This is a genomic window from Pseudomonas sp. HMSC066A08 (assembly GCF_001813025.1).
Taxonomy (GTDB): domain Bacteria; phylum Pseudomonadota; class Gammaproteobacteria; order Pseudomonadales; family Pseudomonadaceae; genus Pseudomonas; species Pseudomonas aeruginosa.
The window spans coordinates 1-398 of record NZ_KV811334.1 but is presented as its reverse complement, the minus strand read 5'-3'; the positions used below and the strand labels follow the sequence as shown (position 1 = coordinate 398).

1 protein-coding gene is annotated in these 398 nt (G+C 61.1%); it reads left to right on the top strand.

Going from position 1 to position 398, the window contains the following annotated elements:
* On the top strand, positions 1-398 hold a 398-nt coding region (gene phzA, locus HMPREF2886_RS22880; RefSeq protein ID WP_031691530.1), incomplete at both ends, for a phenazine biosynthesis protein PhzA.

Below are 398 nucleotides of genomic sequence, written 5' to 3'. Positions count from 1 at the left end.
ATGAAGGGGGCCGAACGGTTGCAGCGGCACAGCCTGTTCGTCGAGGACGGCTGCGCCGGCAACTGGACCACGGAAAGCGGCGAACCCCTGGTTTTCCGGGGCCATGAGAGCCTCAGGCGGCTCGCCGAGTGGCTCGAGCGCTGCTTCCCCGACTGGGAGTGGCACAACGTGCGGATCTTCGAGACCGAGGATCCGAACCACTTCTGGGTCGAGTGCGACGGGCGCGGCAAGGCGCTGGTCCCGGGGTATCCGCAGGGCTATTGCGAGAACCACTACATCCATTCCTTCGAACTCGAGAACGGCCGGATAAAACGCAATCGCGAGTTCATGAACCCGATGCAGAAATTGCGTGCATTGGGAATAGCCGTTCCACAAATAAAACGTGACGGTATTCCCAC